This is a genomic window from Cellulomonas sp. NEAU-ZC6 (assembly GCF_056844425.1).
This window is the reverse complement of sequence record NZ_JBXFYH010000001.1, coordinates 1960129-1985125: the sequence shown is the minus strand read 5'-3', so window position 1 is coordinate 1985125 and position 24997 is coordinate 1960129. Positions and strand designations below refer to the sequence as shown.

Below are 24997 nucleotides of genomic sequence, written 5' to 3'. Positions count from 1 at the left end.
GGGTCCGGTGCGACGCCGGACGGGGCCCGCGTCGGCAGACTAGCCACGTCGGGACCGCGAGGCACCCCCATCGACGGCGTGTCGAATCGCTGACGTGGTCGGCAACGCTCTGACCTGCGCAAACGCCGGTGATCTCCACGAAATCCGCCCACGGCCGCGTGGTAGACTGGCCCTCCGCGAAAGGGGACACCTGCAGATGACTTTCACTGTTGGGGAGACGGTTGTCTACCCGCACCACGGTGCAGCGTTGATCGAGGAGATCAAGACCAGGACCATCCGCGGCGAGGACAAGATCTACCTCAAGCTGAAGGTCGCCCAGGGTGACCTGACCATCGAGGTGCCGGCGGAGAACGTCGACCTCGTGGGCGTGCGGGACGTCGTCGGCGCCGAGGGCCTGGAGCGCGTGTTCGACGTGCTGCGCGCGCCGTACACCGAGGAGCCGACCAACTGGTCGCGCCGCTACAAGGCCAACCTCGAGAAGCTCGCCTCCGGCGACGTGATCAAGGTCGCCGAGGTCGTCCGCGACCTGTCGCGCCGCGACGCCGACCGCGGCCTGTCCGCGGGCGAGAAGCGCATGCTCGCCAAGGCCCGGCAGATCCTCGTCTCGGAGCTCGCGCTGGCCGAGCACACCGAGGAGGAGAAGGCCGAGGCCATCCTCGACGAGGTGCTCGCGTCCTGACGACGCGCCCGCACCCCGCCTGAACCGCCGCCGCGTGCCCACCGCCGTCGTCCTCACCGCCGCCGGCAGTGGCACGCGGCTCGGTCGTCCCGGGCCCAAGGCCCTCGTCGAGCTGGCGGGGGTCCCGCTGGTGCTGCACGCCGCCCGACGCGTCGCCGCGTCGGGCGTCGTGGCGTCCATCGTCGTCACGGCGCCGCCCGGCCGGGCGGCGGAGCTCCGCGCCCTGCTCGCCGACCCGGTGCTCGGCGGGTCCGGCGTCCCGGTGACCGTGGTCGAGGGCGCCGCCTCCCGGCAGGCGTCCGTCGCCGCCGGCCTCGCCGTGCTCCCGCCCGCCGTCGACGTGGTGCTGGTGCACGACGCCGCGCGCGCCCTCGCGTCGGCCGACCTGGTGCGCGCGGTCGAGCGCGCGGTGCGGTCCGGGCACCGCGCGGTCGTGCCGGGCCTGCCGGTGACGGACACCATCAAGCAGGTGGGCGCCACCGTCGACGGTGCCGCACCCGTGGTCGCGACCGTCGCCCGGGCGACGGTGCGCGCCGTGCAGACGCCGCAGGGCTTCGACCGGGCGCTGCTCGACGCCGCGCACGCCGCCGGCGCGCACCGTGCCGGGGACGAGGCCACCGCCGCCACCGACGACGGGGCCCTGGTGGAGGCGCTGGGCGAGCAGGTCTGGGTCGTCCCCGGCGAGGAGTCCGCCATGAAGATCACCACCGCGCGCGACCTCGCGGTCGCGGAGCTGCTCGCGCGCACGGACGGCGTCGACGGCACGGACGGCGCGGACGGCGTCGACGGCACGGCCGGCACGGACGGCGTGGCGGTGCCCGCGTGACCGGGCTGCCGCGGACCGGCGTCGGCGTCGACGTGCACGCCTACGACCCGGACCCGGCGCCCGGCGCCGTGCTGCACCTGGCCGGGCTCGCCTGGCCCGGGGAGCGGCCGCTGGCCGGGCACTCGGACGCCGACGTCGCCGCGCACGCCGCCGCGGACGCGCTGCTGTCGGCCGCCGGCATCGGCGACCTCGGGTCGCAGTTCGGGACGTCCCGGCCGGAGTGGGCCGGTGCTGCGGGGACGGCGCTGCTGGCCGAGGCCGCCCGGCTGGTCGGTGCCGCGGGCTTCGTGGTCGGCAACGTCGCGGTGCAGGTGGTCGGCAACCGCCCCCGGCTGGGCCCGCGCCGCGCGGAGGCCGAGGCCGCGCTGTCGGCGGCGGCGGGTGCCCCGGTCTCGGTGAGCGCCACCACCACGGACGGCCTCGGCCTCACGGGCCGCGGCGAGGGCGTCGCGGCGATCGCGACCGCGCTGGTCGTGCCTCGGGGGTGAGGCGCCAGCGCCACCCCCGCGCCCTCCAGCAGTCGCCGAGATGGCAGAACCGGCCTGTGCCGCGGGCTCCGCGCGCAGGCCAGGACTGTCATCTCGGCGAGGTGCTCGCCGCGGGGGTGGGGCGTGCGGGGGTCGCGGACGTCACGGCGCGGGGCGGGCGGGTCGCGACCAGCACGCCCGCGACGATCACCGCGCCGAGGACCAGCTCGGCCGCCGCGGGCCGCTCGTCGAACACCAGCCACGACGCCCCGATCCCCACCACCGGCACCAGCATCGAGAACGGTGCGACCACGCCGGAGGGGTGCCGGGACAGCAGCGTCGTCCAGATCCCCGACCCGACGACGGTCGCGATCAGCACGGTGAACGCCAGCCCCGCCAGCGCCCAGGCCGCGACCGGCGTCCCGAGCGTCGTGAGCGACCGCCCGATCGCCGCGGGCCCGTCGACCACCAGCGACAGCGCCAGCATCGGCAGCGGCGGCACCACCGACATCCAGAGCATGAACCGCATCGGGCTGTCCGGGTGCGCCTGGCGGCTGGAGACGTTGCCGAACGCCCAGCCGAGCCCGCCGCACAGCGTGAGCAGCACGGGCAGCAGCCCGGCGGAGGCGCCGCCGCCGGCGCGCAGGGCCGCGATGCCGCCCAGGCCGCAGATCGCCACCGCGACGCCGACCGCCTGCCGGGCCGAGATCCGCTCGCGCAGCCACACCGCGCCCAGCAGCACGGTGAACGGCGCGGAGGCCTGCAGCACCAGCGACGCCAGCCCGGTCGGCATGCCGGTGTCCATCGCGAGGTAGAGGAACGCGAACTGCAGCACCCCGAACCCGACGCCGTACCCGATCAGCCAGCGCACCGGCGCCTGCGGGCGCGGGACCAGCAGCAGCGTCGGCACCGCCAGCAGCGCGAACCGGAGCGCCACCAGGAAGAACGGCGGGAACTGCTCCAGCGACAGGTGGATCGCCGGGAAGTTGAGCCCCCAGAGCACGGCGACGGTGAGGGCGAGCAGGCGGTCGCGCAGCGGCATACGACCGAGGGTGCGGCACCACGACCGTGCAGCACAATCGAGATGTCGCGCACCGACGTTGTAGCGTCACTGCATGGACACGCGGCACCTGGCCACCCTGCGCGCCGTCCGGGACCGGGGCGGCGTGACCGCCGCGGCCGCCGCGCTGCACCTCACTCCGTCGGCCGTCTCGCAGCAGCTCCGTGCCCTGACCCGCGACGCGGGCGTCGAGGTGGTCGAGCGCGTGGGGCGCGGGATCCGGCTCACGGGGCCGGGCCTCGCCCTCGCGGACGCCGCCGGTGACGTGGCCGTGGCGCTCGAGCGCGCGGAGGCGGCCGTCGAGGCGTTCCGGTCGGCGCCGCACGGCCTCGTGCGGGTGGCGGCGTTCCAGTCGGCCGCCGAGCTGCTGCTCCCGGGCCTGCTGGCCCGGGTCGCCGCGATGGACGGCGTGCACGTCGAGCTGGGCGACGAGGACGTCGCGCAGGACCGGTTCCCCGCGCTCACCGCGGACTTCGACCTGGTCGTCGCGCACCGGCCGGACGCCGCACCCGCCTGGCCGGCCGAGGTGCGCGCCGTCCCGCTGCTCCGCGAACCCCTGGACGTGGCGCTGCCGCCGGGTCACCCGCTCGCGGACCGGGCGGTGCTGACCCCGGCGGACCTCGCCGACCAGCCCTGGATCGCCGTGCGCGAGGGGTTCCCGGTCGCAGGGGTGCTGGACGCGGTCGGGGCGGCCGCCGGGGCGCCGCTGCGGATCGTGCAGCGGTTCAACGACTTCGGGGTGGTGGAGGCCCTGGTGGCCGCCGGGCACGGGATCAGCCTGCTGCCCCGGCACACCGCCGGCCGCCGCGGGGCGGTGCTCGTGCCGCTCGCCGGGGTGCGCGCCGGCCGCCGGGTCGACGTCCTCGTGCGCCCCGACCGGGCCGAGCGCCGCGTGGTCCGGCGGGTGCTCGACGCGCTGCGCGCGGAGGCGGCACGGTTCGCCGACGGGCCGGAGCGCCCCGACCGGTAGCCTTGACCCTCGTGAGCCTGCGCCTGTTCGACACCGCCACCCGTGAGGTGCGCGACTTCGTCCCCGTGGTCCCGGGCAAGGTCGGCATCTACCTGTGCGGCGCGACGGTCCAGGCACCCCCGCACATCGGCCACGTGCGGTCCGCCGTCGCGTTCGACGTGCTGGTCCGCTGGCTGCGCCGCACCGGCCACGACGTGACCATGGTCCGCAACGTCACCGACATCGACGACAAGATCCTCGCGCGCTCCGCCGAGGCCGGCGTCGCCTGGTGGGCGTGGGCGATGCAGAACGAGCGCGCCTTCACCACGGCCTACGACGCCCTCGGCGTGCTGCCCCCGACCTACGAGCCCCGGGCGACCGGGCACGTCCCGGCGATGGTCGCGCTGATGCAGCGCCTGGTCGAGACCGGGCACGCGTACGTCGCCGCCGAGGGGGACGTGTACTTCGACGTCCGCTCGTACGCCGACTACGGCTCGCTGACCAGCCAGCGCCTCGACGACATGGCCCCCGCCCCCGACGGCGCGGCCGGGGACAAGCGCGACGCGCACGACTTCGCGCTGTGGAAGGCCGCCAAGCCGGGCGAGCCGGACACCGCCGCGTGGGACACCCCGTTCGGCCGCGGCCGCCCGGGCTGGCACCTGGAGTGCTCCGCGATGGCGCAGCGCTACCTCGGCGACACCTTCGACATCCACGGCGGCGGCCTGGACCTGCGGTTCCCGCACCACGAGAACGAGCAGGCGCAGTCCCGCGCCGCCGGCTACGGGTTCGCGCGGTACTGGCTGCACAACGGCTGGGTCACCCAGTCCGGCGCCAAGATGAGCAAGTCGCTCGGCAACGGGCTGCTGGTCAGCACGCTGCTCGAGACCGTGCGCCCTGCCGTCGTGCGGTACGCCCTGACGGCCGTGCAGTACCGGTCGATGCTCGAGTGGACCCCGGACACGCTCGCCGAGTCCGAGGCCACCTGGGACCGGCTCGCCGGCTTCGTCGACCGCGCAGGAGAGCGGGTCGGCGAGGTCGACGCGGCCGAGCTGGCCGCCGCCCAGCTGCCCGAGGGGTTCGGGGCGGCGCTGGACGACGACCTCAACGTGCCCGCCGCGCTCGCGGTCGTGCACGAGCACCTGCGTGCCGGCAACTCCGCGCTCGCCGCGGGCGACGACGCCGGCGTGCGCGCCGGCCTGGTCGCCGTGCGGGCCATGCTCGACGTGCTGGGCCTCGACCCCGCCGGCGCGCAGTGGGGCGCCGGCCGCACCGACGACCGGCACGCCGAGGCGCTCGACGCCCTGGTGCGCGCCGAGCTCGACGCGCGGGCAGCCGCCCGCACCGCCCGGGACTGGGCCACCGCGGACGCGATCCGTGACCGACTCGCGGCCGCCGGTGTGGCCGTCGAGGACAACGCAACCGGCGCGCGCTGGTCACTCGCCGCGCGCCCGACGACCGAGGACGAGGACTGATGGCCGGGAACTCCCAGCGCCGGGGCGCGACGCGCAAGCCGGGCAGCAAGAAGGGCATGAGCGTCGGGTCCGGCGGGCAGGTCCGCCGCGGGCTCGAGGGCAAGGGCCCCACCCCCAAGGCCGAGGACCGGTCCTACCACCCGGCCGCCAAGCGCAAGGCCGCGGCCGAGCGCAAGGCCGTCGCCGGGACCCGGGGCTCGGGCAGCCGGCCCGCGGGCCGGGGCGGCGCGGCGGCGGGCCGGGCGCGCGGCGCCGGTGCCACCGAGGTGGTTGCCGGGCGCAACTCCGTCGTCGAGGCGATGCGGGCAGGCATCCCCGTGTCCGCGGTGTACATCGCGACCCGCCTCGAGGCCGACGACCGCACCCGCGAGATCCTGCGCACCGCGGCCGACGCGGGCTACCCGCTGCTCGAGGTCACCAAGCCGGAGCTCGACCGGATGACCGACGGCTCGGTGCACCAGGGCGTCGCGATCCAGGTCCCGCCGTACGACTACCGCGACGTCGAGGACCTGCTGGACGTGGCCGCCGCCAGCGACCGCGCCCCGCTGATCGTCGCCCTCGACGGGGTCACCGACCCCCGCAACCTCGGCGCGGTCCTGCGCTCCGCCGGGGCGTTCGGCGCGCACGGCGTGCTGGTCCCCGAGCGCCGCTCCGCCGGCGTGACCGCGTCGGCCTGGAAGGTCTCGGCCGGTGCCGCGGCCCGCGTGCCGGTGGCCCGCGCGACCAACCTCGTGCGCGCCCTCGAGCGGCTGCACGAGGCCGGCTGCTTCGTCGTCGGCCTGGACGGCGGCGGCGACGTCACCGTGCAGGACCTGCCGTACTCGGCCGACCCGCTCGTGCTGGTCGTCGGCTCCGAGGGCAAGGGCCTGTCCCGCCTGGTCCGCGAGCACTGCGACGCGATCGCCTCCATCCCGATCGCGGGCGAGGTCGAGTCCCTCAACGCCGGCGTGGCCGCGGGCATCGCCCTCTACGAGGTCGCCCGCCAGCGCACGGTCTGACCCGCGCTGCGGCCGTCCCTCCCGCGACCTCCCCGAGGTCGAGCGATCTCGCCGAGGTAGAGCGATCTCGCCTAGGTCGAGCGGGATCGCGCTCGACCTCGGCGATCCGCCTCTACCTCGGCGGAGGCCGCGGGGGCGTCGCGGACGGTGCCGGGGCGTCGCGGAGGGCGCGGGGCGGGCTCCCGGGTGCGGGGTGGTGCGGGGCGGCGCACGATGGCGGCATGACCGACACCAGCACCGACCCCGTCCGGACCGTCGCCGCGCTGCTGCAGGACCAGCGGCTCGGCGTGCTCACCACCGTCGCGCCCGACGGCACGCTGATCGCACGCCCGATGGCGCTGCAGGAGGTGGAGTTCGACGGCGACCTGTGGTTCTTCGCCGAGCGGAGCTCCCGCAAGGTCCGGCACGTGACCGCGAACCCGGTCGTCAACGTCGCGGTCGGCTCCGGCGCGACCTGGGTGTCGGTCGCGGGCGTCGCGGACGTCGTCGACGACGTCGCCAAGAAGCGCGACCTGTGGAGCGCCGCCGTCGAGGCCTGGCTGCCCGAGGGCCCGGAGTCCCCGCAGTCGGTGCTGCTGCGGGTGCGGGCGGAGTCGGCGGAGTACTGGGACGCCCCCGGCGGCCGCGTGGCGACCCTGCTCAGCTTCGTGAAGTCGAAGGTCACCGGCGACCGCCTCGAGGGCGAGAACGAGCGCGTCGACCTCTGACCCCGCTCCCCGCCCGCGCGCTCGGCGAGTGTCCAGGAACGTGCCCGGTACGGGCGGGTACGGGCGCGGGTTTCTGCACACTCGCCGCACGCAGCCCGCGCACGCAGCCCGCGCGGGTCAGTCCGTGACGGCCGGGATGGTGTCCGTGTCCTCGCGGAGGTCGGCGGCCGAGACGCCGAGCACCGACTCCTCGTCCGGGCGGTTCGGCAGGATGTCCTTGACGTAGGACGCGACGGCCTCGCGCATCGGGACGTCCCGGCCCTTGCCCTCGGACAGGAACCACCGGTGGTCCAGCAGCTCGTGGTAGAGCTGCGCGGGCTCGAGCTTGGGTCGCAGCGCGCGCGGCACGGCGCGCACGGCGGGCTCGAACACCTCGGTCAGCCAGTCGTGCGCGACGAAGGTCTCGTCGTCGTTCTGCCGGTCCGTGGCGGCGCGGAACTGGTCCAGGTCGTTGAGCAGCCGGCGCGCCTGGTTCTCCTGCACGTCCAGGCCGGTGAGCCGCATGAGCCGGCGGGAGTGGTGCCCGGCGTCCACGACCTTGGGCTGGATGCGGACGCTGGTGCCGTCGATGTCGGTGGTGATGTCGAGCTCGCCGACGTCGAAGCCCAGGTCGTTCAGGCGCTCGATGCGGGCCTGCACGCGCCAGCGCTCGTCCAGGCCGAAGGACTCGGCGGTGGTGAGCGCGACCCAGAGCTCCTCGTACCGCTCGACCAGCATCTCGCCGATGGCGACGGCGTCGACCTCCTCCTCGAGGAACTCGCCGGCCTGCAGGTCCATCAGCTCGCCGATGATGTTGACCCGCGCGACCTCGAGGTCGTACGCCCGCTGGCCGGGGGTGAGGGTGTCGTGCAGGTCGCCGGTCTCGGCGTCCACCAGGTAGGCGGCGAAGGTCTCGGCGTCCCGGCGGAACAGGGTGTTGGACAGCGACACGTCGCCCCAGTAGAAGCCGGCCAGGTGCAGCCGGACCATCAGCACGGCGAGCGCGTCGATGAGGCGGGTGGCGGTGTCGGGCCGCAGCGACTGGCTGAACAGCGCGCGGTACGGCAGGGAGAACCGCAGGTGCTGGGTGATGAGCACGGCCTCGAGCGGCTCGCCGTCGGGCGCGGTGCGGCCGGTGATGACCCCCACCGGGTCGACGCTCGGCACGTCGAGCTTGCTCAGCTGGCGCAGCAGCTCGTACTCGCGGTACGCGACGGTCTCGCCGATCTCCTTGATCGCGATGACGCGGCCGGACAGCCGGGCGAACCGCACCGTGTGCCGGGAGATGCCGCGGGGGAGCGCGGCCAGCTGGTCGGCGGGCCAGTCGGCGAGCGGCACGTCCCAGGGCAGGTCGAGCAGGGCCGGGTCCGGCGCGGCCGCGGTGATCTGCAGGCGCGTGCGAGGGGTCATGGTCCGATTCTCCCATCGGAACGGCGACGGGGCGGGACCGGAGGACCGGTCCCGCCCCGTCGGCGGTGTGGTGCTGCGGGTCAGAGCGAGATGCGCTCGCCCGAACCGGCGTGGAACAGGTGCTGCTCGCCGGTGCGGATGCGGACGTGGATCGTCTCGCCCTTGCCGGGGACCTGGCGCGGGTCGACGCGCACGATCACCTGCGAGTCACCGGCGCCCGAGTGCACCTCGGCCGCGCCGGCCTCGCCGACCAGCGAGCCGTAGACGAACGCGTCGGAGCCGAGCTCCTCGACGATGTTCACGGCGACCGGGATGGCGTCCGGCGTGCCGGCGGGGACGACGTCCAGGGCCTCCGGGCGGAACCCGATGACGATGGTGTTGTTGTCGTCGGCCGCGAGCTTGCTGATCGCGTCGCGCGGGACCTGGATGCCGGCGGTGCCGACCTTGGCCACGCCCTCGGCCAGCGGGAAGGTGCCGATGTTCATGGCCGGGGAGCCGATGAAGCCGGCGACGAACACGTTGGCCGGGGTGTCGTACATGTCGCGCGGGGTGCCGACCTGCTGCAGGAGGCCGTCCTTGAGGACCGCGATGCGGTCGCCCATGGTGAGCGCCTCGGTCTGGTCGTGCGTGACGTAGACCGTGGTGACGCCGAGGCGGCGCTGCAGCGAGGCGATCTGCGTGCGGGTCTGCACGCGGAGCTTGGCGTCCAGGTTCGACAGCGGCTCGTCCATGAGGAACACGCGCGGCTGGCGGACGATGGCGCGACCCATGGCGACACGCTGCCGCTGGCCACCCGAGAGGGCCTTCGGCTTGCGGTCGAGGTACTGGGTCAGGTCGAGGATCTTGGCGGCCTCCTCGACGCGGGTGCGGATGTCCGCCTTCGGGGTGCCGGCGATCTTGAGCGCGAAGCCCATGTTGTCGGCGACCGTCATGTGCGGGTACAGCGCGTAGTTCTGGAACACCATCGCGATGTCCCGGTCCTTCGGCTGGACGTCGGTGACGTCGCGGTCGCCGATGAGGATGCGACCCGCGTTGACGTCCTCGAGGCCCGCGAGCATGCGGAGCGAGGTCGACTTGCCGCAGCCGGAGGGGCCGACGAGGACGAGGAACTCGCCGTCCTCGATGTGGAGGTCGAGCGCGTCCACCGCGGGGCGCTCCGTCCCCGGGTAGACCCGGGTGGCCTTGTCGAACGTGACCGTAGCCATGATTCATCAATCCCTTCACCGGCAGGTACGTGCCGGACGATCCGTCGTGAAGAGTGTCAGAGTGTCTTCGCTGACACGGGTCGAGGGAGGTCGGGTGACCCCCCTCGGTCCACGCACATAGTGCCACACGTCACGTACCGGCGGGCGCGCCTCAGTTCAGGACGACCACGTCGACGTCCCCGTAGCCCAGCAGGTCGCCCTGCCACGGCCAGACGCCGTGCACGCCGGCCGGCAGCCGGGTGGCCCACGCGGGGGCGCCGGTGCCCAGGTCGAGGGCGGCGACCGCCCGCGACGACCCGTCCGCCGGCGACGCCGCACCCTCGCCGGCGGGCTGCCCGACCGTCATCCCGGCGGCCTCCAGGTCGTCGGGGCGCGCCAGGAGCAGCAGGGAGCGGCCGTCGGTCATCACGGTGCTCTCCCCGGACACGTCCACGACGGTGCGCCAGACCTCGCGCCCCGTCGCGGCGTCGACCGCCCACGCGGCGTCCTGGTCGGTGCCGTAGAGCACCCCCTCCAGCAGCACCACGGAGGACTCGGTCCACCGCGGGTGCGGCGTCGACCAGACCTCGGCGCCGGACTCGACGTCGACGGCGGCGATCGCCCGGCCCTCCCCGCTCGACGTGGTGACCAGCTCGAGGCCGGGGACGGTCCCGTCGTCGACCGTCAGGTGCAGCGGCGACCCGGGCAGCTCGGCGACGGTGGCCCCGGTGTCGTCCATGAGGCGCACCCCGCCGCCGGTGGCCGCCGCCAGGTGCCCGGTGCGCGAGACCGACAGGTACTCCGGCCCGGTCGCCTGCAGCCGGCCGTCGGCGGCGGCGAACGCGAAGGACCCGACGTCGCCCTGCACCAGCACCCGCTCGGGCGTGACGGTGACGCTCGGCGGGTACGAGCTCTGCGCCGACGCGGCCTGGCCAGCGACCTCGACGTCCGTGCGCCACAGCGGGGCCGCGGCGGGGTCGTCCGGCGCGTCGCGGTCGGCGGCCGTGTCCCACGCCGTGACGCGCAGCGTGTCGTCGGTGACCGACGCCAGCACCTGGACCGCCCCCGCGCCGCCCCAGCCCGACATCGGCGCCACCTCCCGCGTGGCGCGCAGCTCCCCGGTGACGGCGTCGAGGGCCAGCAGCCGGGCCGCCGTCGGCGCGACCGGGTCCCACCCGGACTCGTCCGCCGGCTCGGGGGCGGCCCGGTCCAGCACCAGGCAGCGCACGACCGTGACGGGCTCGGCGTCGGGTGCGCAGCCCGGGTAGTCCATGCCCGCGTCGGCCGCGCCGCGGTCGGGGTCCTCCAGGGACGTCGACCACACCTGGTCGCCGTCCGGGTCGAGCGCCGCCAGCTCGCGCGCGCCGTCCCACGGGGGCGACGTGACGCCGACCCGCAGGTCCCCGACCTCCACGCCCGACAGCAGCACCGACGCGACGGTCTGGTCGTAGCGCCCGGCGGCGGGCAGCCCCGGGTCGACCGTGCGGAGCACGCCCGGCACCTCCTGGCGCGCGGCGACCCGGTCCTGCTCCCGGGCGTCCAGCACCAACTGGGTGCCGACCAGCGCGACCGCGACGACGACCGGCAGCGGCCACCACCGGCGCACCAGGCGCCGGCGCCGCGCGAGGCGGCGGGCGTGCGCGGCGGCGGCCTCGGGGTCGTCCGCGGCGGGCGTCAGCGGCAGGTCGGTCGCGACGTCGACCAGCTCGACGTCCTGCATCGCGTCCCGCGACCGCCTCATGGGCGCAACCTATGCCTGCGGCGGCGATCCCGGCGCGGGTCCCGCGGGCGAACCGGTGAGGGTCGCGGCGAGGTCGGTCAGCAGCGCGGCGAACCGGTCGGGGTCGGGGACGCGGAACCGCGCGTGCGTCTCGCCGTCGCCGACCTTGACCGTCAGGTCGTCCGGGCCGAGCGCCTCGAAGGCGTGCTCGTCCGTGACGTCGTCGCCCGCGCACACCACGGCACGGGCGCCGAGCTCGTCGCGCAGCGCGACCAGGGCGGCGCCCTTGTCGGCGTCGAGCACGGAGATCTCGACCACCTTCTTGCCGTGCAGCACCTTGGACCCCAGGCGCGCGCCGACGACCAGCGCCTCCTGCTCGGCCTGGTCCCCGGTCGCGGGGTCGGCCATCCGGGTGTGCACGGCGACCGCGGCGGGCTTGGTCTCGACCCAGACGCCGTCCCGGCCGCGGGCGACGGCCTGCAGCTCGCCGCCGAGCCGGGCGAGCCGGTCGGCCTGCTCGTCGGTCAGCGTGATGACGTCGCGGTCCAGCCCGTGCACGGCGACCCGCGCGCGCTCGGCGCCGTGGCTGCCGATCAGCACGGTGCCCTGCGGCACCTCGGCGAGCCGGTGCAGGTCGGCCATCGAGCGGCCGGACAGCAGGGCCAGCCGGAGCACGTCGGGGCGGGTGGCCAGCGCCTGCAGCGCCGTCACGGCCTCCGGCAGCACGCGGGACGCCTGCGGGTCGTCCTGCAGCGGCGCGAGGGTCCCGTCGAAGTCCAGCGCCACCAGGACCGGGTGCCGCGCGGGGTCGGCGACGACGTCCCGCAGGGCCGCGGCGAGGTCCGCGGAGGTGCCGGTCGTCCGGTCAGCCACGGTCGTCCTCCCCGGCGGGCTGCTCGCGCACCGGCACGGCGCCCAGCACGGACAGGAACGAGTCGGACCAGTGCGCGACGTCGTTCTCCAGCACCCGGCGCCGCAGCCGGCGCATCCGCTTGCGGGCCTCGCGCGGGTCGATGTTCGCCGCGTGCTGGATCGCGTTCTTCAGCCCGACGATGTCGTGCGGGTTGACCAGGATGGCCGCGCCGCCCAGCTCGTCCGCCGCACCCGTGAACTCGCTGAGCACCAGCGCGCCGCGGTCGTCCGAGCGCGCCGCGATGTACTCCTTGGCCACCAGGTTCATGCCGTCGCGCAGCGCGGTCACCAGCATGACGTCGGCCGCCAGGTACAGCGCCGCCATCTCCTCCATCGGGTAGGAGTGGTGCATGTAGTGCACGGCCGCGTGCCCGAGCTCGCCGTGCTCGCCGTTGATCCGGCCGACCTGCGCCTCCACCTCCTCGCGGAGCTGCTGGTACGCGCCGACGTTCTCCCGGCTGGGGGAGGCGACCTGGACCAGGGTCGCGTCGGGGACGGTCATCCGGCCGTCCTCGAGCAGCTCCTCGAACGCCTTGATCCGGTGCCGGATGCCCTTGGTGTAGTCGAGCCGGTCGACGCCGAGCAGCAGGACCTTCGGGTCGCCGAGCTCGGTGCGGATCTCCTTGGCGCGCGCCTGCACCTCCGGGGTGCGGGCCAGGCGGTCGAACGCGTGCGAGTCGATCGAGATGGGGAACGCCGCCGCGCGGACGTGCCGCTCGACCCGGCCGTCCGGACCCGTCAGCGTGATGACCTGCCCGCGCGTGGTCACGTCGGTGAGCCGGCGCACGATGCGCACGAAGTTGGCCGCGTCGCCGCCGCGCTGGAACCCGATCAGGTCCGCGCCGAGCAGGCCCTCCACGACCTGGAGCCGCCAGGGCAGCTGCGCGAAGATCTCCAGCGGGGGGAACGGGATGTGGTGGAAGTACCCGATCCGCACGTCCGGCCGGAGCTCGCGCAGGAACTTCGGGACCAGCTGCAGCTGGTAGTCGTGCACCCACACGGTCGCGCCGGGCGCGGCCTGCGCCGCCGCCGCGTCCGCGAACCGCCGGTTCACGCGCTGGTAGGCGTCCCACCACTGCCGGTGGAACGTCGGGGGCTGGATCACGTCGTGGTAGAGCGGCCACAGCGTGTCGTTGGAGAAGCCCTCGTAGTAGTACGTCAGGTCGTCCTCGGAGAGCTTGACCGGGACCAGCCGCATGTCGTCGGCGTCGAACGGGTCCAGCTCCAGGTCGGCCGAGCCGCCCCAGCCCACCCACGCGCCGTCGGACCGCTGCACGACGGGCTCCAGGGCGGTCACCAGCCCGCCGGGGGAGCGGGTCCAGCTCGGCTCGCCGTCCTCGCCCACGGTCACGTCGACCGGGAGGCGGTTGGCGACGACGACCAGGTCATAACCAGCAGATGTCACTGACGCTCACTCCTTGGGGTCGTCCTGACCCTAACGTGACCGTGTCGCGGTCGCCCGCGCTACGCAGGGTCCGCCTTCACGCATCGCGCCGCGTGCCGACACGGCGGGCGCACGTCCGGCGGCTACCGTGCCGACATGGAGCGCATCGGGCTGTCACCGGGCGCCGAGGTCGGCGGGTACACCATCCTCGCGCCCCTCGGCAGCGGTGGCATGGGCACGGTGTACCGGGCGGTGGACGGCGGCGGCTCGGCCGTCGCGCTGAAGCTGCTGCACCCGCACGTCGGGGCCGACCCCTCGTCCCGCGAGCGGCTGCGGCGCGAGGTGCTGGCCCTGCAGCGGCTGCGGCACCCGGGCGTCGCGGCCGTGCTGGACGCCGAGGCCGACTCCACCGAGGCGTTCCTGGTGACCGAGCTGGTGCCCGGCCACGACCTCGCCGAGCTCGTGCGGCTGCGCGGCCCCCTCGACGCCGCGGCGCTGCACCGGCTCGCGGACGGCCTGCGCGACGCGCTCGCGGCCGTGCACGCCGCCGGGGTGGTGCACCGCGACCTCAAGCCGAGCAACGTGCTGGTCACCGGCGACGGCCCCGTGCTGATCGACTTCGGCATCGCGCAGTCCGTCGACGAGACCCGCGTGACCTCCGCCGGGTTCGTGGTCGGCACCCCGGGCTACCTGGCGCCGGAGCTGATCGACGGCGCCGAGCCCACCGCCGCGACCGACTGGTGGGGCTGGGCCGCCCTGCTCGCCTACGCCGCCACCGGGCGCGCGCCGTTCGGCACCCGGCCGCTGGAGGCGGTGCTGGTCCGCACCCGCAGCGGCGAGGCGGACCTCGCGGGCCTCGGCCCGGTGACCGCCGGCGCGCTGTGGGACGCCCTCGCCGCCGACCCGGCCGACCGCGCCGAGCCCGAGCAGGTGGTGGAGGCGCTGGCCGAGGCCGTCCGCCGGGGCGAGCGGTACTCCGCGGCGGCGGCGACGCAGGCGCTCGCGGCCGGGACCCAGGTGCTGCCCGCGCGCGCCGGGACGCCCGCGGGCGGCACCGTGGCGTTCGGCGCGCCCGACGCCACGGCGACGCAGGTGCAGCCCGCGGGCACCGGGCCGCTGCCGGCCGCCGCCGGGGCCGTGTCCGGGGCGACCGCGGTGCTCGGCCCCGAGCAGACGGCGGTGCCGGGCGCCGGGCAGACGGCCGTGCTCGCACCGGCCGAGGTGCCGGCGCAGGACGGCGCGACGCGGGCCTTCCAGCCGCCGAGCCTGGCGCCGCGATCCGCCGAGGCCCTCGGCGAGACCCAGGCGTGGGACACCCGGCCGTACGCACCGGTCGGCGACGAGGACCCCGACGCCGACCCGGGCGAGCCGCTCCCGCCGGCCGAGCCGCCACGCCGGACGGGCTCGCTGCTCGCGCTGGCGCTGCTGGTCGTCGCGGGCGCGGCGCTCCGGCCCGGGATCGCGCTGCTGGTGCTCGTGCCGCTGGTGCTGCTCGCCCGGACGGTCGGGTCGGTCGCCGCGTCGCTGGCCCGGCGGCGGGAGCGGGTCGGCGCCCGCCGGTCGGACGCGCTGCGCGCGGTCGCCTCCAGCCCGTGGCACCTGGTGCGGGCGCTGGTCACGCTGCTGCCGTCCCTGCTGGTCGCGGCGAGCGTGCTGGTCATCGTGCTCGGGGTCGGCTGGTGGCTGGTCGGCTCCGGCGCGGTGCAGGCCGGCCCGCTCGTGGCCGACGGCGACGCGCCCGCCGACCGGGCGGTGGCGGTGCTGCTCGCCGTCGCCACCGCCGCCGGGCTCGCCGCCCTGTGGTGGGGTCCGCTCGCCCGCACCACCCGCACCGGGGCGCGCTGGACGCTCGCCGGGGTCGCCCCCGGGCACGGCGGGGCGACGGTCGTCGTGCTGCTGGCCCTGCTCGGCGCCGGGACGCTGGTGGCGCTCGCGGCCACCGGGGCGGGCGTCGACTGGATGCCGCTGGGCGAGCCCGCGCTGCCCGTCGGCGCCTGACCACCCGCCGGGACCGGGACCCAGCCGGGGTCCAGGTGCAGGCCCTAGGCTGGACGGCATGACCGGGACGGCTGACGCGCGCGTGCGCGCCGACGTGCCCGGGACCGGTGCCGACGAGGGCCTCGATCTCGCGTCCGAGGGCCGCCGGGTCGCCGCCGCGCCCTTCGTGACCGCGCCGGCGTCGCTCCTGGCGCTCGGCGGAGCGCTGTGGCTCGGCGTCGCGCGGACGGTCGTGCACCACTGCCTGACGGTGGACGGACCGCTCGCCCTGCTCGGCGTGCGGCTCACGCTCCTGCAGGACGCCGCGGACTGCCCGAGCGGGACCCTCGCGCTCACGCCCTCGGCCTCGCACGGCGCGGTGCTCGCGCTCGGCCTGGTGCTGCCGGTCGCCGCCGCGCACACGGCGCTCGGCGCGCTCGGCCTCGGCCTGACCGCGCTGCTGCTGCGCGCGTCCCGCACCGCTCGCGCCGTGCTCGGCGCCGTCGTGCACGCCCTGCCGCATGCCACCGCCCCGCGGCCGGTCCGCGGCACCCGGCCCGCGCCGGCGTGGCGCACCGACCACCCGCGGCCGGCCGTGCTCGCCCGCGCGCTGCACCCACACCGGGGTCCGCCCGTGGCGCTCGCCTGAGCCCACCGACCGGACCAGCAGGAAGCAGGACCCCATGAGCAGCACCACCCCGAGCCCCGGCAAGGGTGCCCGGCCCAGCAAGAACGAGCGCCGCGACGCCGCGCGCGAGCAGGCGCGCGTGCTCCGCGAGCAGCAGGCCAAGCGGGACAAGCGGAACAAGATCATCGCCATCGGCGGTCTGGCCGCGGCGGTCGTGACGCTGGTCGTCGTCGCGGCGCTCATCATCATCCCGTCGCTCGGCCCCGGCATCGCCTACACCGCCGACGACGCCGACTCGGTCACCCCTGCCGACGTCACGGCGCCGTCGACCGCGCAGGACAACGGTGCGATCCCGGTCGGCCAGGAGGGCGTCGCGGGGGAGGCCGCCGCGGCCGACGACGTCGTCGTGAGCGTCTACTTCGACTACATGTGCCCGTACTGCGGCCAGTTCGAGGCCGCCAACGACGCCGAGCTCGCCCAGCTGCGCGAGGAGGGCGGGGTGACCGTCGAGTACCACCCGATCTCGTTCCTCGACGCCCAGTCCGCCGGCGGCGAGTACTCGACCCGCGCCGGCAACGCCGCGGCCGTCGTCGCCGACCAGGACCCGGAGCACTTCGCCGCGTTCAGCTCCGCGCTGTTCGCGAACCAGCCGGAGGAGGGCACCAAGGGCCTGAGCGACGAGGAGATCGCGGACCTCGCCACCGAGGCCGGCGTCCCGGACGACGTGGTGGAGGCGTTCACGGCCACCGCGCCGGACGCCGAGTGGCGCACGTTCGCCCCGTGGCTCGCCGCGGCCACCAACCAGGCCAGCACGGACCTGGGCGGGATCAGCACCCCCACCGTGCTGATCGACGGCGAGCAGTTCACCGGCGACCTGTACACCGCCGGCCCGCTCACGGAGGCCGTCGAGGCCGCGAAGGGCTGACATCGGCGCCGGCGGGGGCCGCGCCACCCGGGACCGACCCCGGGGCGCGGCCCTCGTCGTCTGTATCTGCCACGTAGAATCCCGCGGTGCCCTCGCTGCTCGTCGACCTGACCCCGCTGCGCGTCAGCCCCGAGTTCCGCCGGCTGTGGTGGGGGCTCTCGGTGGCCAACCTCGGCGCGCAGCTGACCGTCGTGGCGGTCGGGCTGCAGGTCTACTCGATGACCGGGTCGACGTTCTCGGTCGGCGTCGTCGGCCTGTGCGCGCTGATCCCGCTCGTGGTGTTCGGGCTGTACGGCGGCGCGATCGTCGACCACGCCGACCGCCGCACCGTCGCCCTGGTCGCCTCCGCCGTCAGCTGGGTGGCCACGGTCGGCCTGGCCGCCCAGGGCTGGAGCGACAACACCCACGTCGGCGTCCTGTACGCGCTGGTCGCGCTGCAGTCCGGCGCCGGAGCCGTGAACAGCCCGGCACGGTCGGCGATCATCCCGCGCCTGCTCGAGCCGCGGCTGATGCCCGCCGCGAACGCGCTGCAGACCGTCGGCTGGAACGTCGCGCTGACGCTCGGGCCGCTGCTCGGCGCCGGGCTGGTGGCCACGCTCGACTACGGGATCGTCTACACGCTCGACGCCATGCTGTTCACGTTCGCGTTCACCGCCCTGCTGCAGCTGCCGCCGATGCCGCCCGAGCCGTCCGGCACCCGCCGTGCCCGCGCCGGCCTCGCGTCCGTGCTGGACGGCCTGCGGTACCTCGGCACCCGGCCGAACGTGCGCATGACGTTCCTGGTGGACCTGGTCGCGATGATCTTCGCGTCGCCCCGGGTGCTGTTCCCGGCGGTCGGGCTCGTCTACCTGGGCGGCGGCGAGACCACCGCCGGGGTGCTGGTCGCGGCGGTCGCCGCGGGCGCCATGCTCGCGGGCCTGTTCTCCGGCGGCCTGGCGCGGGTGCGCTGGCAGGGCCGGATCATCGTGCTCGCGATCACCGCCTGGGGCCTCGCGATCGCCGCGTTCGGCGCCGTGCTGGTGGTCGCGGGACGCGGCGAGCCGGACGACGTGCTGTGGCTGGCGCTCGCGTTGGCGGTCGTCAGCCTCGCCGCCGCGGGGGCCGCCGACGCGGTCAGCGCGGTGTTCCGCCAGACGATCCTGCAGACCGCGACGCCGGACGACATGCGCGGCCGGCTGCAGGGCGTGTTCGTCGTGGTGGTCGCCGGCGGTCCGCGGCTGGGCGAGCTGCTGCTCGGCGCCGTGTCGTCCCACCTGGGGGAGGGCGGCGCCGCCCTGGTCGGCGGGCTCGCGTGCGTCGTCGTGCTGTGGCTGCTGGTCCGGTGGCAGCGCGCGTTCTGGCGGTACGACGCGCTCGACCCGCAGCCGTGACCGGCGGCGGCGGCGCCGGCGGCGGCCGGTAGGCTGGTCGCCGCGCCCTGCGGGCGCACGCCTCCTTAGCTCAGCTGGCCAGAGCAGCTGTCTTGTAAACAGCAGGTCGTCGGTTCGAATCCGACAGGGGGCTCTCCACGGCGGAGGCGTCCGGCACGACGGGGCGCGCGATCGTCGTCCACGGCACCGGCGGACCGGATCGGCGGACGCCGGCGAGCGGGACCAGCCATCCCCCGAGCTCCCGCTGCTGGAGCGGCTCGTCGCGCAGGGGGTGCCAGCACCCGGGTGCGGCGGCCGACTCCTCACATCCGGGTGCGCGCGGCCGAACAGGGCGGGCGACACGTCCTGAGGAGGACCCGCCATGAACCACGCGCTCGCACGGCCGCTGCACCCGCTCGACCCCGCCGAGCACGCGCCGTCGTGCACCCGGCCGGGGTGGCAGCTCGACACCAGTCCCGTCCGGTTCGGAATGGTCGTCGCCCGCTGCACGCTCTGCGGGGCGATGGAGTGGCGCGCCCGCTGACGGCGCCGCCGGTCCCGACGGTCCCGGACACGAAAGTGCCCTCGGCCGCGCAGGGGGCAGGCGACCGAGGGCGTTGCCTACTCTAACCCACCACGCGGGACCGGTGCCAAGCCCGCTCACCCGAACGGATGCCACCGACGGCGGGTGATCCGCGGTCAGCCGGCGTCGGCCGCCGTGTACGTCTTGCCGGGCCAGTAGGCCCACTCCTCGAAGTGCTGCACCCGGTCGTCCGGCGCGAACCGCAGCACCCACAGGTCCCGGTACTCCTGCGGCTCGTCGCCGGTGTACCGGACCTCCGCGCGCACCACGGCGTCCACGCCCTCGACCGCGACCACCTCGGCGTCCATCGTGAACGGGGTCGGGTCCGACCAGAAGTCCCGGACGGCGGCGATGCCCTCCAGGGCGGGCTCGTAGGGCGAGCGCAGGTACCGCACGTCGTCGGTGAACAGCGAGCCGGTCGCCGCGACGTCGTCCTCCCGCCACGCCCGCTCGTAGGCGGCCACCCAGGCCATCACGTCCGCGCGCTCCATGCGTCCCCCCCGGGGTCGACGGTGCCCGGGCGCCCCGGGCCGCGGACCCATCGTGCCCCCGCGCGCGGGCGCCGGTCGACCCCCGTGCGCGCGCACCGGTCGGCCCCCGTGCGTGCGTGCACCGGTCGGTGCGCGTGCCCCGTCCCCGTACGTGCGCCCGGGCCGACCCTGCGCGCCCGCTCCGGGCCGGGCCGACCTGCCGTCGAGTGTCCACGAACTCAGGGACGAACGACGCGTACCGCACGAGTTCCTGGACACTCGGCGAGCGCGCGCGTGGGCCGGGCACGCGGGGTGTGCGCGGGCCGGGCCCGACGCGTGGTCAGGACGCGGGGCCGGTCTCCTCCAGGAGGCGGAGCGCGGCCGTGACGCGCGGGTTGCGCGCGGGGTCGGCGTCGATGCCGAGCGTGGCGTAGATGCCGTTGATGTGGTTCTGCACGGACTTCTCGGTGATCCGCAGGGACTCGCCGATGCCCGAGTTCGACAGCCCCTGCGCGAGCAGGCGCAGCACGGCGTACTGCCGGTCGGTCAGCCGGGACACGGCGGACCCGGCGCGCGGCGCCATCCGGTCGAGCAGCGCCGGGTCGAGCGTCGTGCGGCCCGCGGCTGCGGCCTTGATCGCCGTGACCAGGGTCTGCGCGCTGGTCGAGGAGGTCTTCGACAGGTACGACCAGCCGGCGGCGACGTCCGGCGGCAGGTCGAGCAGCAGGTCCATCGCGTCGTGCGCGGACAGCAGCAGGATGCCCAGGTCGGGCTGGCTGCGGCGCAGCGTGACGCCCAGCGCGATGCCGTTGCCGTCGGGCAGGTCGATGTCGAGCACGGCGACGTCGGCGGCGCCGGGGCGCAGGGCCGCGAGCCCCTCCTTGACGGTGCCGACGGACGCGACGACGCGCACGTCGCCGGCCGCGCCGAGCGTCAGCTCGAGCATCGAACGGAACAGCGGCTGGTCCTCGACGACGACCACGCGGGTCGACTCGGGTGCGGATTCGGACATCGCGGACAGTATGGTGGCCCGGCCCGGCAAGTGGGAGACGGCACGCGGGCGACCGCGCACGGACAGGTGGTGACGGATGCCGACGGCTCTGACGCGCGACGCCGAGGCGGTGCGCGCCGACCGCCGGGCGCTGCTGCTCGCCGCCGGCACCGTGATGACCGCGTTCGCGGTCGGCGCGGCCGTGCAGACCGCGTGGGTGTACGGCAACCAGGGCGGCGAGGTGCCGGTCACGTTCCGCATCCTGGCCAACCTCACCGCGGTCGCCTCGATGCTGCTGATCCTGGCCGTCACCGGGGTCTCGATGCCGCAGCGCGGGCCCCTCACCGTCGTGGTGGGTGTGGTCAGCGCGGGGGTGACCGCGTCCGGGGTGCGGTTCGCGTCCCAGCTGCTGCTGGACGTCTACGTGGACCCGCCGCGCTCGACGATCGTCGCGGAGCTCAGCAGCGGCGCGGTGATCGCGTGGATCGCGGCCAGCATGGGGCTGGCGGCGATGCTGTCCCAGCGCCGGCTGCGCAACCAGGTCGCGGCGGCGGCGCAGGGCCGGTTGCAGATCGAGCTGGCGCTGGCGGCCCTGCAGCACGAGGAGATCCGGGTGCGCCGCGAGGTCGCCGAGGGCCTGCACGGCAGCATGCAGCAGCGGCTGGTGCTCGTCGTGGCCCGCCTGGACAGCCTGCTGTCCGGCCTCGCGGGGGCCGAGCGCCGCCCGGTGACCGACCACGAGGTGGCGCTGCTGCGCGAGATGCGCGAGGAGATCGAGACCGTGCGCGAGGCCGACGTGCGCGCCACCAGCCGGATGCTGTACCCGGAGCAGCTGGAGGTCGGCATGGTGCCGGCGATCCGCGCGCTGCTGGGCCGGATCCCCAGCACGGTCAACACCCGGCTGGGCGTGACCGACGCGGTCCGCGTGCTGGACGACCCGGCCGCGTCCCGGCTGAACCGCAGCGAGCGGCTCCTGGCCGTGCGGGTGGTCGAGGAGGCCGTGAGCAACGCCCTGCGGCACGGCCACGCCGAGGTGGTGGACGTGCGCGTCTCGCTGGACGAGGACGCCGTCGAGGTGCGCATCTCGGACGACGGCCAGGGCTTCGGGCCCGACGCCGGCACCCCGTCCGGGACGGCCCGGCTGGCCGACCGGCTCCGGCTGGTGGGGGGTGACCTGCGGGTGACGTCGGTGCCCGGGGACGGCACCCAGGTGGTCGCCCGTCTTCCGGTGGAATCACTGCGCCCTACAGGCTCCTGACCTGCGGCGCTGCTTTTTCACCCACACGGTTTGTCCGGTTCGTCCGGATAAATGTTGCGACCCGGACGGGTGCGTGCAGACGGGTGGGTGCTGGCACCCAGAAGAGTGGTGCCGCGGGGGTCCGCGGCGGCCCTAGTGTGCGCGAGCCGCCTCGCCGGGATCCCCTGCTCCGACGCCGCGGACGCACGCCCTGCGTCTCCCGGCTCCGTGAGGCGTGCCGCACCCGCTGAGCCGTCGTCCTCCCGAGGAGTCCTTCCGTGTCCGTCACCGCCCCCGCCACCCGCCCCCGCCGCTCCGTCCGCCGCAAGGTGGTCGCCCTCACCGTCGCCGGCCTGGGCATCGCCGGCCTCGGCCTCGCGTCCGCGGCCCAGCTCAACCTGACCGCCGGCGCGCTCGGCGCGGGCACCTCGGTCGTGGCGTCCTGCGACGCCGACGGCGTGGCCGTCGCGTTCACCAACGCCTTCGCCGCCGCGGCCAAGGGCTACACCGTCACCGAGGTCAAGCTGACCGGCGTCGCCGCCGGCTGCGCCGGCCAGGTCGCCAAGGTCGACCTGCTGAACACCGACCCGGCCGACGGCTCCACCGGTGCCTCGCTCGGCCAGATGACCGCCACGGTCTCCGGCACCACCCTGACCCTCGCGGTGCCCGGCACGGTCAAGGCGGCCGACGTCAAGGGCGTCGCCGTCGTCATCGCGAGCTGACGCGGACGACGACCATCCGCACGCGGCGCGCCGAGCAGGCCGGCCGGGGCACCCGCGCCCCGCGTCGGCCCGTCGGCGTGCCCGGGCGGCGGGTGGCCCCGCGCGTCCCGCGGAGCCCGCGCGAGCGGCTGCGCAGCGCGGTCGGCTGGGCCGGCACCGCGGCGGTCGTGGCCGTGCTGGTCTGGTTCGGCTGGCCGAGCACGCTGGGCGGCTGCACGACCCTGACGATCGTGTCCGGCCGCTCGATGGAGCCGACGTACGTCACCGGTGACCTCGTGGTGTCGCGCTGCGGGGTCCCCGAGGTCGGCGACGTGGTCGTGTACACGCCCCCGGACCTCGAGCGCGGCCGCATCATCCACCGCGTGGTCGCCGGCGACGCCGCGACCGGCTGGGTGATCCAGGGCGACAACAACGACTTCCTCGACCCGTGGCGGCCGCACGTCGACGACGTGCTCGGCATCGCCCGGCTGCACGTGCCCGGTCTGGGGCGGGTCGCCTCGATCCTGCTCGACCCGTGGGCCTGGTTGTCGCTCGTCGTGGTGGCGGGCGGCGTGCTGCTGTGGCCCGACCGCGCCGACCGCGCCGACGCCGCCGATCCCGCCGACGCCGCGGACCCCGCCGACGCCGCCGACCGCGAGGTCGACCCGCCCGCCGCGGAGCGCGAGCCGGCCGAGGTCGGTGCCGCATGACCTCGGCGACCCGCCGCCGCGCGCTCCCGGTCCTGCTGCTCGCCGCCGTCGTCGGCGTGCTCGCCGCGCTCGCGCTGGCCCCGGCGAGCGCGGCGCGGCTGCCGCTGACCGGCGCCCAGCTGATGACCGGGACCGGCGCGCCGTGCGCCGCGAGCACCCTCGGTGCGGCCGTGCCCGCGTCCGCCGGCACCTCCGGCGCCGCCACGCAGGTGGTGCTCTCCGGGGTGCCCGCCGCCTGCCGCGGACAGGTCGCGACCGTCCGGCTCTACGCGGCCGACGGCACCGCCCTGGCGACCGCCGACACCACGGCGACCCTGGCGGCCGCCGACCAGACCACCGTGACCGTGCCGGCCTACCCGACGGCCCGGGTGGCGGGCGTCGCGCTGACCGTCGGCACCTGGTCGCTGCCGACGTCGTGGACCACGCCCGCCGGGGCCGTCACGGGCCCGGTCACCCCCGGCCCGGGCACCACGTTCACCTCGGTGACCTGGAGCCAGCTGGCGTCGTCGGGCACGCAGGCCTGCGTCACCGTCGTGCTGACCGCGGCGTCCGGCACCGACTGGCGCGTGGACCTGCACCTGGACCAGCGGCCGTTCAACGGCGTGACCTCCGGTGCCGGGTTCCTCGTGATGGACCCGTGGTGGGCGCGCGTGGAGCAGACGCGTCCGGTCGACGGCGTGGTGTCGGTGGGCGCGTGGCTCGGGTCCGGCACCCTGCAGCCGGGCCAGCGGCAGTCGGTGACGATCTGCCACTACGGTCTGCCCGCCCCGGTGCACGACCCCGCGCTGGCGTACACGCAGACGACCACGCCGGTCACGGCGAGCGGCGGCTGGGCGTGCACCAGCACGACCGTCGGGGTGTCCGGGACGCCGCAGTTCTACGCGGGCTGGTACGCCGACGTCGACGTCGCGCCCCTGGTCGCGTACTTCACCGCCCGCGGCGCGACGCCGGACCTGCGGACCCTGTCCGCGTCCGGGAACTACAGCCTGAGCGCGCGCGGCGGCACGGTGTGGAGGGTCACGCCGACGGCCTGGGACACCTGGGGCGTGCGCGACGACACCACGCGCACCGTCCAGCTCTGCCTGCGCGGCTGACGCCCCGCCGTCCCCGCCGTCCCGGTCCGGGCGAGCGCGGCGCTCGCCCGGACGGGTGGTCCGCGCTCCGGATGCTCATCCCCGGGGCCCGCCCGACGATGGGTCCGCCAGGTCGACGGATCGACCGGGCTGGTCCACGGAGGGGGCGCCGATGGCGCACGAGCACGTCCGCGCACGCCGTGCGGCAGGGGTGACCCTGGCGTGGCTCGGCTGCGCCGGGCTCGCGGTGTCGATGGCCCGCGCCCTGACCTGGGACGGCGGCGAGGACGCCCCGGCCGGCGCCTGCGTGGTCAGCCGGATCACCGTGGACTACGACGTCGACTACGTCGCCGGCCTCGGCGGCTACGGCGTGGTGGCCACGTCGCTGTCGGACGTCCCGGACGGCTGCGCCGGCCGCGAGGTCGCCGTCACGCTGCACGGCCCCGACGACGAGGCGCTGGCGCAGGCCCGCACCCCGGTGGTCGTGCCGGAGACGACGGTGCCGATGCTCGGCCCGCCGGTCGCGGTGACGGACCTGTCCGGGGTGTCGCTCGCGCTGGTGACCGACGTCGGGCAGGCCGGACCGCCGGTCGGCTGAGACCGGGC

Annotated in this window: 25 protein-coding genes and 1 tRNA gene; 18 read left to right on the top strand and 8 right to left on the bottom strand. The window is 75.9% G+C overall.

Annotation, left to right across the window (positions count from 1 at the left end):
* Positions 1–196: 196 nt before the first annotated feature.
* The 3 genes from AC1050_RS09175 to ispF are packed head-to-tail and all read left to right on the top strand — an operon-like array spanning position 197 to position 1993.
* The gene (locus tag AC1050_RS09175; RefSeq protein WP_147795473.1) at positions 197–679 is read left to right on the top strand and encodes a CarD family transcriptional regulator; all 483 of its coding nucleotides are present in this window, start codon (positions 197–199) and stop codon (positions 677–679) included.
* A 34-nt stretch (positions 680–713) separates the two neighbouring features.
* A complete protein-coding gene (gene ispD, locus AC1050_RS09170) occupies positions 714–1505 on the top strand; it encodes a 2-C-methyl-D-erythritol 4-phosphate cytidylyltransferase (protein ID WP_482387045.1) in 792 nt (263 codons plus the stop codon).
* Entirely contained in the window at positions 1502–1993 is a 492-nt protein-coding gene (gene ispF / locus AC1050_RS09165; protein ID WP_482387044.1) for a 2-C-methyl-D-erythritol 2,4-cyclodiphosphate synthase, read from the top strand. The genes ispD and ispF overlap by 4 nt, the downstream gene beginning before the upstream one ends.
* An 88-nt stretch (positions 1994–2081) precedes the next feature.
* On the opposite strand, the gene AC1050_RS09160 is transcribed toward ispF, so the two are convergent.
* Positions 2082–3014, bottom strand: coding sequence for an EamA family transporter (locus AC1050_RS09160; RefSeq protein WP_482387043.1), 933 nt, complete (start codon positions 3012–3014; stop codon positions 2082–2084).
* Between the two features lie 73 nt (positions 3015–3087).
* Here AC1050_RS09160 and AC1050_RS09155 point away from each other — a divergent pair, with 73 nt between their 5' ends.
* The 4 genes from AC1050_RS09155 (at position 3088) to AC1050_RS09140 (ending at position 7158) form a co-directional block, all read left to right on the top strand.
* Positions 3088–4002: a LysR family transcriptional regulator gene (locus tag AC1050_RS09155; RefSeq protein WP_482387042.1), complete on the top strand. Its 915-nt coding sequence runs from the start codon at positions 3088–3090 to the stop codon at positions 4000–4002.
* An 11-nt stretch (positions 4003–4013) separates the two neighbouring features.
* Positions 4014–5453 carry a cysteine--tRNA ligase gene (gene cysS / locus AC1050_RS09150; protein WP_482387041.1) on the top strand — a complete coding sequence of 480 codons (1440 nt, stop codon included), beginning with the start codon at positions 4014–4016 and terminating at the stop codon, positions 5451–5453.
* Positions 5453–6451: a 23S rRNA (guanosine(2251)-2'-O)-methyltransferase RlmB gene (gene rlmB / locus AC1050_RS09145; protein ID WP_482387040.1), complete on the top strand. Its 999-nt coding sequence runs from the start codon at positions 5453–5455 to the stop codon at positions 6449–6451. The genes cysS and rlmB overlap by 1 nt, the downstream gene beginning before the upstream one ends.
* Positions 6452–6672: 221 nt before the next feature.
* Entirely contained in the window at positions 6673–7158 is a 486-nt protein-coding gene (locus tag AC1050_RS09140) for a pyridoxamine 5'-phosphate oxidase family protein (protein ID WP_482387039.1), read from the top strand.
* 117 nt (positions 7159–7275) lie between these two features.
* On the opposite strand, the gene AC1050_RS09135 is transcribed toward AC1050_RS09140, so the two are convergent.
* The 5 genes from AC1050_RS09135 to AC1050_RS09115 form a co-directional block, all read right to left on the bottom strand.
* A complete protein-coding gene (locus AC1050_RS09135; RefSeq protein WP_482387038.1) occupies positions 7276–8547 on the bottom strand; it encodes a DUF4032 domain-containing protein in 1272 nt (423 codons plus the stop codon).
* Positions 8548–8627: 80 nt separating this feature from the next.
* Positions 8628–9752 (bottom strand): ABC transporter ATP-binding protein, encoded by a 1125-nt coding sequence (locus AC1050_RS09130; protein WP_482387037.1) that lies wholly within the window; start codon positions 9750–9752, stop codon positions 8628–8630.
* Between the two features lie 151 nt (positions 9753–9903).
* Entirely contained in the window at positions 9904–11472 is a 1569-nt protein-coding gene (locus tag AC1050_RS09125) for an outer membrane protein assembly factor BamB family protein (protein ID WP_482387036.1), read from the bottom strand.
* A gap of 9 nt (positions 11473–11481) precedes the next feature.
* A complete protein-coding gene (gene otsB, locus AC1050_RS09120) occupies positions 11482–12324 on the bottom strand; it encodes a trehalose-phosphatase (protein WP_482387035.1) in 843 nt (280 codons plus the stop codon).
* Entirely contained in the window at positions 12317–13768 is a 1452-nt protein-coding gene (locus AC1050_RS09115) for an alpha,alpha-trehalose-phosphate synthase (UDP-forming) (RefSeq protein ID WP_482387034.1), read from the bottom strand. The genes otsB and AC1050_RS09115 overlap by 8 nt, the downstream gene beginning before the upstream one ends.
* Positions 13769–13903: 135 nt before the next feature.
* On the opposite strand from AC1050_RS09115, the gene AC1050_RS09110 reads away from it, so the two are divergent.
* From AC1050_RS09110 to AC1050_RS09085, 6 genes are all read left to right on the top strand, one after another.
* Positions 13904–15745, top strand: coding sequence for a serine/threonine-protein kinase (locus AC1050_RS09110; protein ID WP_482387033.1), 1842 nt, complete (start codon positions 13904–13906; stop codon positions 15743–15745).
* A 58-nt stretch (positions 15746–15803) separates the two neighbouring features.
* Complete coding sequence (locus tag AC1050_RS09105) at positions 15804–16373, top strand: hypothetical protein (protein WP_482387032.1); 570 nt, start codon at positions 15804–15806, stop codon at positions 16371–16373.
* A gap of 34 nt (positions 16374–16407) precedes the next feature.
* Positions 16408–17277 (top strand): DsbA family protein, encoded by an 870-nt coding sequence (locus tag AC1050_RS09100; protein ID WP_482387031.1) that lies wholly within the window; start codon positions 16408–16410, stop codon positions 17275–17277.
* An 86-nt stretch (positions 17278–17363) separates the two neighbouring features.
* The gene (locus AC1050_RS09095; protein WP_482387030.1) at positions 17364–18647 is read left to right on the top strand and encodes an MFS transporter; all 1284 of its coding nucleotides are present in this window, start codon (positions 17364–17366) and stop codon (positions 18645–18647) included.
* Positions 18648–18706: 59 nt separating this feature from the next.
* A tRNA-Thr gene (locus AC1050_RS09090) sits at positions 18707–18780 on the top strand.
* A gap of 228 nt (positions 18781–19008) precedes the next feature.
* Positions 19009–19170, top strand: coding sequence for a hypothetical protein (locus AC1050_RS09085; protein WP_482387029.1), 162 nt, complete (start codon positions 19009–19011; stop codon positions 19168–19170).
* Between the two features lie 155 nt (positions 19171–19325).
* Here the strand turns inward: AC1050_RS09085 and AC1050_RS09080 are convergent, their stop codons facing one another.
* The gene (locus AC1050_RS09080) at positions 19326–19700 is read right to left on the bottom strand and encodes a nuclear transport factor 2 family protein (protein WP_482387028.1); all 375 of its coding nucleotides are present in this window, start codon (positions 19698–19700) and stop codon (positions 19326–19328) included.
* A 319-nt stretch (positions 19701–20019) separates the two neighbouring features.
* Positions 20020–20691 (bottom strand): response regulator transcription factor, encoded by a 672-nt coding sequence (locus AC1050_RS09075; RefSeq protein ID WP_482387027.1) that lies wholly within the window; start codon positions 20689–20691, stop codon positions 20020–20022.
* A gap of 76 nt (positions 20692–20767) precedes the next feature.
* On the opposite strand from AC1050_RS09075, the gene AC1050_RS09070 reads away from it, so the two are divergent.
* The 5 genes from AC1050_RS09070 to AC1050_RS09050 all read left to right on the top strand — a co-directional run bounded on the left by AC1050_RS09070 (position 20768) and on the right by AC1050_RS09050 (position 24989).
* Entirely contained in the window at positions 20768–21928 is a 1161-nt protein-coding gene (locus AC1050_RS09070; protein ID WP_482387026.1) for a sensor histidine kinase, read from the top strand.
* A 257-nt stretch (positions 21929–22185) separates the two neighbouring features.
* Positions 22186–22629 (top strand): hypothetical protein, encoded by a 444-nt coding sequence (locus AC1050_RS09065; protein WP_482387025.1) that lies wholly within the window; start codon positions 22186–22188, stop codon positions 22627–22629.
* Positions 22630–22721: 92 nt separating this feature from the next.
* Positions 22722–23318 (top strand): S24/S26 family peptidase, encoded by a 597-nt coding sequence (locus AC1050_RS09060; protein ID WP_482387024.1) that lies wholly within the window; start codon positions 22722–22724, stop codon positions 23316–23318.
* Positions 23315–24412: a hypothetical protein gene (locus AC1050_RS09055; RefSeq protein ID WP_482387023.1), complete on the top strand. Its 1098-nt coding sequence runs from the start codon at positions 23315–23317 to the stop codon at positions 24410–24412. Before AC1050_RS09060 ends, AC1050_RS09055 begins: the two co-directional genes overlap by 4 nt.
* 151 nt (positions 24413–24563) lie before the next feature.
* Positions 24564–24989, top strand: a complete 426-nt coding sequence (locus AC1050_RS09050; RefSeq protein ID WP_482387022.1) for a hypothetical protein — start codon at positions 24564–24566, stop codon at positions 24987–24989.
* Positions 24990–24997 lie beyond the last annotated feature (8 nt).